Below are 7,807 nucleotides of genomic sequence, written 5' to 3'. Positions count from 1 at the left end.
ACGCAAATTTAATTTTCTAAAACCAAAAAAAGCAGCATTCCTTTTAGGAGGCTGCTTTTTTTATACTTTAATTGTTAAAAAAACTAACCCTTTACATTCACCACATAACGCCCAACCGTCTGACTCGCCATAAAGCGATCTAAGTACTCAGGTGTTTGCTCAAGCGTAATCTCTTCAGCATACTTCTCTAAATTAGGCAATTTCATATCAGTAGCGACACGCTGCCAAATAGCCTTTTTATCTTCTAATGGAATATAGACCGAATCGATACCGAGTAGGGACACCGCGCGGGTGATAAACGGCAATACCGTCATCGAAAACTCAGCACCGCCCGCCAAGCCGCAACTGGTGACCGCGCCGCCCGCTTTGGTTTGTTTGAGCAAATTGGCCAAATAGTCGCCGCCGATGGTATCAATGGCGTTTGCCCATAGCTCACGACCGACAGGTTTATCGCCGATCTCATTGATGGTATCGCGATGACGGACTTCGCTTGCACCAAGCTCTTTTAGATAGTCACTTTGCTCAGGCTTGCCAGAAAAGGCGATGACCTCATAACCAAGCTGACTTAATATGGCGATGCTGATACTACCGACCCCGCCCGTTGCACCTGTCACCGCGACTGGACCGTCTTCAGGTTTTGCGCCCATTTTCTCAAGCTTTTGCACACTTAACGCTGCGGTTAAACCGCCCGTACCATAGATCATCGCTTCTTTTAGTGTGAGCGATGACGGGCATTCGACCGCCCAATCGGCAGGGATAGATATCATCTGAGCGAGGCCACCATCGGTATCCATGCCCAAATCATAGCCAAAGACCACGACTTCTTGACCCTCCGTAAAGGTTCCAGACTTATCACTGACCACCACGCCTGCGGCATCAATACCGGGTGTGTGCGGGTATTGTTTGGTAATTCTTTTATTGCCGGATGCTGACATCGCGTCTTTGAAATTTAATGATGAATAATGGACTTCGATTAATAAATCATTTTCAGGCAAGTCACTGGCACTGCGCTGCTCAATACTTTTTTCAAATTCACCGTTGCTGGTTTCGTGAACCACTAAGGCTTTAAAGGTTTTGTTATTCGACATTGTCTGAATCCTTTTTTATTGCTTTTATAGTAAATGCTCTTTGCACAAGCAGCTTAAGGCTCAATCAATATCTTACCTTTTTTCTCCGATTGGACGTCTTCTGAAACCGCTTTTTGAATATCGTCTAAATCATAGATGCCGCCAGTAGGTAATTTTAGGATACCGCTTGAGGCACGCTCAATCAGCTCTTTAATTAAACGCTGTTTATCATCGGCGCTGATTTCTTGCATCAAATCGCTTGCCCAAAAGCCTTTAACTTTAGTCAAATTGAAAATCAGATTGCTTGGGTTTAGCGTCAGTGGTTCGCCAGACACCGACCCCAATGATGCCATTGCGCCATGCTTACCGAGTAGGGACAGCAGCTCACCGCCTGATTTGCCGCCGACCGCATCGACCGCGCCGCTTATTTTGGCGTCACCAACGATTTTTTGTACTTGCTCTTTCCAGTCGTCATCATCGGTCACGATGTTATTTTCAGTGATACCAAGCTCGATAAGCTCTTGTTCTGACTCTTTACTGCGTACCAAATTAATCGTATTGATATGACGCTTAGGCGCCAGCATCGCCATCGATTCACCGACCGCTCCATTGGCGGCGTTTTGGATAAGCCATTGACCGGGCTTAATATTTAAAAATTCAATCAACAGCAACGCACTCATCGGCATGGCAATTAACTGTGCGGCCATTTCATCATCGATGGTATCTGGAATAGGGATAAGGCTTTTTGCCGGAGCAACAAAATATTCCGCCCAAGTGCCTGATACGCCAGACACGACGACACGCTGGCCTTGTTCAAAATCTTTGACGTCTTTACCTAACGCATCAATCGTACCAACCACCTCAGAGCCACCAGTGGCAGGTAAAACAGGTTTATGACCGTATTCGCCTTTTATGGTCACGATGTCGTGATTGTGAATAGAGGACAGGATGGTTTTGATACAGACTTCGTTGTTTTTGGGTTCTGGGGTAGGGCTGTCGGTGATACTCAGTACTTCTGAAGGTTTGCCAAATTCGTTATAAGTTGCGCTAGATAATTGCTCATCAACCTTAACAAGCGGGTCTTGCGAGCCGCAACCTGACTTTGGTAAAGGAACGTTGTTGCTATTTATCAAGATATTGCGCGGTAGGCTATAAGAGATAGGTTAGAAAAAGTCGCCATAAAAAATGGCAGCGCTCTTAATAAAGAACGCTGCCATTGTCCATAAAACGAAGGTTAGCTAAATAATAAATGAATAATAATTCAAGGTTTTAGCAGTACCTTACCTTTTTTGCCTGACTGCAATTTGCCATCGACCGCTTTTACGATGTCGGCCAAATCAAATACCGCTTCTACAGGCAGTTTTAATTGTCCGTCTACCGCTCTATCGATCAGCTCATTCACTAGGCGCTGCTTATTCTCCACACTCATCTCTTGACTGAGCTTACTGCCCCAAAAGCCTTTCATCACCGCTTGCTTGAAAATCATATGGGTCGGATTGATGACCATAGGTCTGCCCGACATCGCCCCAAAGGCGGCGAAGGTGCCACCATGACCGAGTAACGATAACAAATCGCCGCTATTTTCACCGCCGACCGAATCGACCGCCGCACTGATTTTATCATTACCGACGATCGCTTTGACTTGCTCTTTCCAGTCATCATCTGAGGTGTTGATATTGTTTTTGATGCCGAGAGTATCTAGCTCTTTTATGGCATCGTCACTTCTTACCAGATTAATGGTTTTGACGCCGCGCGCCGCCGCTAGCATGGCAAGCGATTTACCAACGGCACCGTTGGCGGCATTATGAATAACCCATTGACCGCTTTCTACTTCTAAGAACTCTAATAGCATCAACGCACTGAGTGGCATGGCAATCAGCTGCGCGGCCATTTCATCTTCTAAACTATCAGGGATAGGAAACACCATATCCGCTGATGCGACAAAATACTCTGCCCACGTTGCTTGTACACTGGCAGCCGCCACGCGTTGCCCGACTTTTAGGTCTGTAACCTCACTACCAATGGCGTCAATGATACCTAGCGCTTCGCTACCACCGATAGCCGGCATGTCAGGTTTAAAGCCATACTGACCGCGAATGGTAAGCAGGTCATGGTTATGGATGGAGGCGAGAATGGTTTTGACGCGCACTTCATTGGCTTTTGGCTCGGGGATAGGACGGTCGCCGAGGCTTAATACTTCAGTTGGTTTGCCAAAATGATCATAAGTTGCACTACGCATAATAAATCCTTTTTTTAATTGTTACGTTTTTTCAAATGTTTTTGACGAGCGAATAAATTTGTAGCCATCAACAGTAGCAAACCCAGCTTGCTTGTCGCAATATTACTTTGGTAAAGCAAAGTAGTCAGCGTTAAGTGAGCAGCATTTAGTTGGCTTCATTAATCATTAGCAGTTTGTTCTGTGGTTATTTGTTCTGCATGTGCCTGCTTTGGACTAATAACCTTAAAATCGTCATCTACTAAATTGGTCAGTAGCGGCTCCCCTTTATCATTAATCCGAAATAGCCCATATTCTGCTGCCTCAAATGCTTCGCCATGACCTTCCTGGAAGAAAAAAGCATTGGTCGCAAGCTGCATTGTGCCGTTACGGATGCGGTAATAAATCGCTATCTCATTAGAGGCTAGATTTCTAGGCTGATTAGCCGCTAAGCGCTTAAACTGTCCGACGTTATGTTGGTCTAAAGCGACAATGACATAGCCTTGTTCGTTAATAGGATAGCTACCGGGGTCTTTATTTAAGGCGGCAAATACGTCACGCTCTAGCGCATAGCTGAGGGTCATATAGTCGCCCTGCATAAAGGCGCGCGGATCAACGGGTGCAAGCGCTAATAATACCGTATCGCCAGTCGTAAGATGGGCTTCATATTTAATAATATTCCTCGTCATCACCACCAATACGAGCGCCAATCCAAGAAGGGCAATAATAATCGTGACTGCCGGTTTTTGTAGCCAATGGGTCTTTGATGTGGCTTTAAGCAAGCGCTTGGTCAAAATTTTATCATTCATGACAGCCGCTCCTGATGATCGTTAGCGCTTGATTTTATCTGCGCAAAATAGCCTTTGATAAGCAGCCAGCGCAGCAGAAGTAGTGCGATACCGATGACCAGCATAGAGGCAGACTTGACCAATAAAGACGTATCGAGCTGATAGTAATACCAAAAGATATAACCGACCGAGGCGATAACGCCCAGTCCTAACAACACGCGTTGGCTATTAGCAGTAGCAATGATAATAATCAAACTGGTGGCCAATAAGCCTGAGACATAAATAGACATGATCCCAAGTAATACAATCGCAGCGCTAATGAGTAGTCCTGCTGCTGATAATAATTTGATGTGATAGCGCTTTAAAATGAGATAAGCGGCATAAAGGCTGGCAAGCGTTAATAGCCCTTGGGCTAAGTAGTAGTTATAGCTAAAGGACTCACCGTAATTATCAAGGTTATTAAAGTTATCAAAGCTATTGCCATATTCCGCAGCGATAAAATAGACGGAAACACTGAGCAAAACATAGGCGCTCGCATAGCCAATAGCACTCATGATTTCTAACGCATTCATTCGCCATTTGGTCGGGATAAAAGCAGCGAGTGTATAACGCTGTAAATGAGTCACGCTAGTGATTAATGCCAATAATCCTAAGCTGATTTCGGATAAGTGATAATAATTTAATAAGTAAAATAGGCAGCTTAAGGCTAAGGTTGCGCTCAATAAACGATAGATAAAATTGGGTATAGCCACAGTCATCAACAGTTGCACAAGGAGCAATAGCATTATATTGAGTGGCTCTGCAATCTCACTTGCCAGTAAAGCATAGGCAATATAACCTTGACCTGCTAGCGTAATCGCAAAGGCTAAGCTATTCCAAAAAGGGCTATGGCGTATACGGGCGTTATAAAATAGAAACCCGCCAATAACGCTTAATATGCCGCCAATAATAAATACCGCTAGCGTACTATCCAGCAAACCGGTGTTATCTAATAATAAGGTCAAAAACCCGATAAAAAATAGACTGGCTAAAATACCACTCATACCAAAAAATAAGCTGATAAACCACGGGCTGCGCGCTTCAGATTGAGCACTACTTAAAAGCTCATGGTTGACGTTTTGCGCATCGATGAGTCCCTGCTGTTGCAATAGCAAAAAGTCATGATTTTGTTCGTTATGGTTGATATTATTATTCATCTCATTGTTCATCGCTGTTCCCCTTGATTACAGTATGAGGAGCAGTGTCATCGTTCTTGATACGGGCAATTTTACGCAGCCACACAACTGCTGCCGAGCTCATGCCAATAAGTAGCAGGGCTAATATCAAAAACCCACCCGCGTCAAAACCCTCCAATAGCCATTTACCGACCCAAAACATCACCACAGTAATGATAGAAAATGACAAATAAGTCAGCATAAGCAAATCAAGACGGCGCTGATAAAACTGCCAAAGCATAAAGCCGCACCAACCCAACCATACTATGGTAGCAATAAGCGTTGCCCAGATATTGCCATTATCAAAGACCGTGACAATCGCCAGATACGTCATAAAAAACGTGCTTAAGAAACCGACGACATAAGTGCTCCAATGCAAGCTGGAATTGGTTTGAGCGCTGTTTATTTGAGCAGTGGATTTTTTAACGTTAATGCGATGAAACAGATAGGGAATAGAAGAAGAAGTTTTATTATCGAAACCAATCAGCCAACTATAAAAGGCAATAAAATTAAATAGCGCAAGGATGGCTACTTGAGAGATGTTTTGCAGGCTATATTTAATAAATTGTAGATTTGCGACATCTAAATAGAGTAGCAAAAATGCATTGATTAGCCCTAACCAAAGCAGCCAGAGCGCAGGGAAACGGGCGATAACGACCCAAGGCGTAATCAGTATTGCCCAAGCAAAGAAAAGCTGCCACGTATCAGCGCCTGTTTGATAGATCTGCCCAAATAGCGCCAATAAGCTACCGGTGATAATGCTAGCAATGAGCAATAATAACTGCCGAATCAGTTGAAATTGTCGCCTAAAAGACAGTGCGACATAAAGCGCGATGGTAATCACCAGCGCCCCTTCAACCAAGGCGAATTTACCTATTTTGCCCAAGCTTTGCCAGTTATAGGCGATAAAAAACACTAGGGATAGTACCAGCGCCACCGTGCCAATAATCAGCAGCGCTTTATCAAAAAATATCAGCCAGGTGCGTTTGCTCGGATAGACTTCTAGGTGCGTTGCTGCCGCCTCGGTATTTTTAAGGGGAAGAAGACCTTGATGTAGCAACTGCTCGATAGTACGCCGTGCTTGGCTCATAGTCGCCTCTGATTAAAAACGGTTTGTAGCCTATCTTAGCTGTTTTTACGCTGGCATAATGTACTAAAGTTTATAAATTACTAAATTTTATGGTTTACTAACTTTTATAAAGGTTTTAATAAAACTCAATCCTACTCAGCAGGTGCTCTTGGATTAAATAGGCGCAAATATAGGCGCTCGGCCAAGCGACCATAAAGGCATATTTCCACGAATTAAACAGCGTGATAAAAAAGCCTTCGACAAATCCTACATTGATCAGTAGCAGGGCCGTCGAGATAATCGTCGACATCATCAGCGCCATTAAAAAGGTGAAAATTAGCCGATAGTATTTGCGCCGCGTGCGTATTCTGACGGTCGGGAAGTTTGCCATAATATTCTGTTGTCCTGCTTGATGAGAGCCACGTTTCACTGCTGCTGTAAACGTGATATTTTGCGATGAGAGAAGATGAGACAAAGCATTGCTCATGCTTAGCGGCGACTATGATAACGCGTGATGACGGCGAGGTAAAATGGTTATTATCAATCATCAAGTTCGCCTTATTATATTGTTATCATTCAGTTTTAATAATTTGTCGCCATTCATGCTGATGAAGTAAACTTAGCACTGTCCAAAACAACTCTATAAGGATAAAAATGTCTGCCAATTCAATTAATTTAGCGCAGAACGTAGAAAAATATTTATCCAAAAACTCATGTAAACAAAGAACGCTTGGCATCATCGGCGGCATGAGTTGGGAGAGTACCGAAAGCTATTATCGACTGATAAATGAAGGTATCAAAGCTAGACTTGGCAATTTGCATTCAGCAGATTTACTGATTCATAGCGTGGACTTTGCACCGATTGAGGCGCTGCAAGCACAAGGCGCATGGGATGAAATGGGTAAAGTATTGGCCAATAGCGGCAAACGTCTGCAAGCGGCTGGCGCGCAAGGTTTGCTTATCGCGACTAATACCATGCATAAAGTCGTCGATGATGTCCAAGCCGCTACCAACTTACCGATTATTCATATTGCTGATGTCACCGCTGCGGCGATTAAGCAGCAAGGGCTAACCAAAGTTGCGCTACTTGGCACGCAGTTCACCATGACAGAGGATTTTTATAAGCAGCGTTTGATAGATGCAGGTTTGCAAGTGTTGATACCAGAGACAGGCGCACGGGCAGAGGTACATCGCATTATTTATGAGGAGCTGTGTCAAGGTCAGCTACTTGATAGCTCACGCCAGTATTATCAGCAAGTGACTAAAAATTTAGCAGATAAAGGCGCAGAAGGCGTCATTTTGGGCTGTACCGAAATTGGACTGCTGATTCAGCAAGCAGACAGCCCCATTCCCGTATTTGATACCACTGCAATTCATGCAGCAGCAGCGGTGGATTTTTTATTAAGTTCTTGATTTTAAGGTTAGTGATTTTAAAATAGTTAATTTTAAAACGG

The 7,807-nt window shown here is 44.1% G+C and carries 8 protein-coding genes; 1 reads left to right on the top strand and 7 read right to left on the bottom strand.

Annotated elements, in window-relative coordinates:
• Positions 1–83 precede the first annotated feature (83 nt).
• From FOR85_RS07175 to FOR85_RS07145, 7 genes are all read right to left on the bottom strand, one after another.
• The gene (locus FOR85_RS07175; protein ID WP_144297344.1) at positions 84–1,088 is read right to left on the bottom strand and encodes a YhdH/YhfP family quinone oxidoreductase; all 1,005 of its coding nucleotides are present in this window, start codon (positions 1,086–1,088) and stop codon (positions 84–86) included.
• A gap of 53 nt (positions 1,089–1,141) precedes the next feature.
• Positions 1,142–2,200, bottom strand: a complete 1,059-nt coding sequence (locus FOR85_RS07170) for a zinc-binding dehydrogenase (protein ID WP_306767971.1) — start codon at positions 2,198–2,200, stop codon at positions 1,142–1,144.
• A gap of 128 nt (positions 2,201–2,328) precedes the next feature.
• On the bottom strand, positions 2,329–3,306 hold the full coding sequence (locus tag FOR85_RS07165) for a zinc-binding dehydrogenase (protein ID WP_144297343.1): 978 nt from the start codon (positions 3,304–3,306) through the stop codon (positions 2,329–2,331).
• Between the two features lie 158 nt (positions 3,307–3,464).
• Positions 3,465–4,091, bottom strand: coding sequence for a GDYXXLXY domain-containing protein (locus FOR85_RS07160; RefSeq protein ID WP_144297342.1), 627 nt, complete (start codon positions 4,089–4,091; stop codon positions 3,465–3,467).
• Positions 4,088–5,278 carry a DUF4401 domain-containing protein gene (locus FOR85_RS07155; protein ID WP_144297341.1) on the bottom strand — a complete coding sequence of 397 codons (1,191 nt, stop codon included), beginning with the start codon at positions 5,276–5,278 and terminating at the stop codon, positions 4,088–4,090. The genes FOR85_RS07160 and FOR85_RS07155 overlap by 4 nt, the downstream gene beginning before the upstream one ends.
• Positions 5,268–6,374 carry a DUF2157 domain-containing protein gene (locus FOR85_RS07150; RefSeq protein WP_144297340.1) on the bottom strand — a complete coding sequence of 369 codons (1,107 nt, stop codon included), beginning with the start codon at positions 6,372–6,374 and terminating at the stop codon, positions 5,268–5,270. Before FOR85_RS07150 ends, FOR85_RS07155 begins: the two co-directional genes overlap by 11 nt.
• 115 nt (positions 6,375–6,489) lie before the next feature.
• On the bottom strand, positions 6,490–6,828 hold the full coding sequence (locus FOR85_RS07145) for a DUF2798 domain-containing protein (protein ID WP_223808559.1): 339 nt from the start codon (positions 6,826–6,828) through the stop codon (positions 6,490–6,492).
• Between the two features lie 179 nt (positions 6,829–7,007).
• Between FOR85_RS07145 and FOR85_RS07140 the strand changes: the two genes are divergently transcribed.
• Positions 7,008–7,766, top strand: a complete 759-nt coding sequence (locus FOR85_RS07140) for an aspartate/glutamate racemase family protein (protein ID WP_144297339.1) — start codon at positions 7,008–7,010, stop codon at positions 7,764–7,766.
• Positions 7,767–7,807 lie beyond the last annotated feature (41 nt).

Origin of the sequence: Psychrobacter sp. YGAH215 (assembly GCF_007280595.1) — a bacterium.
In the GTDB taxonomy this organism is placed as follows: Bacteria; Pseudomonadota; Gammaproteobacteria; order Pseudomonadales; family Moraxellaceae; genus Psychrobacter; species Psychrobacter faecalis.
Note: the sequence above shows the minus strand (reverse complement) of the source record. Positions and strands in the feature narration are given on the sequence as shown.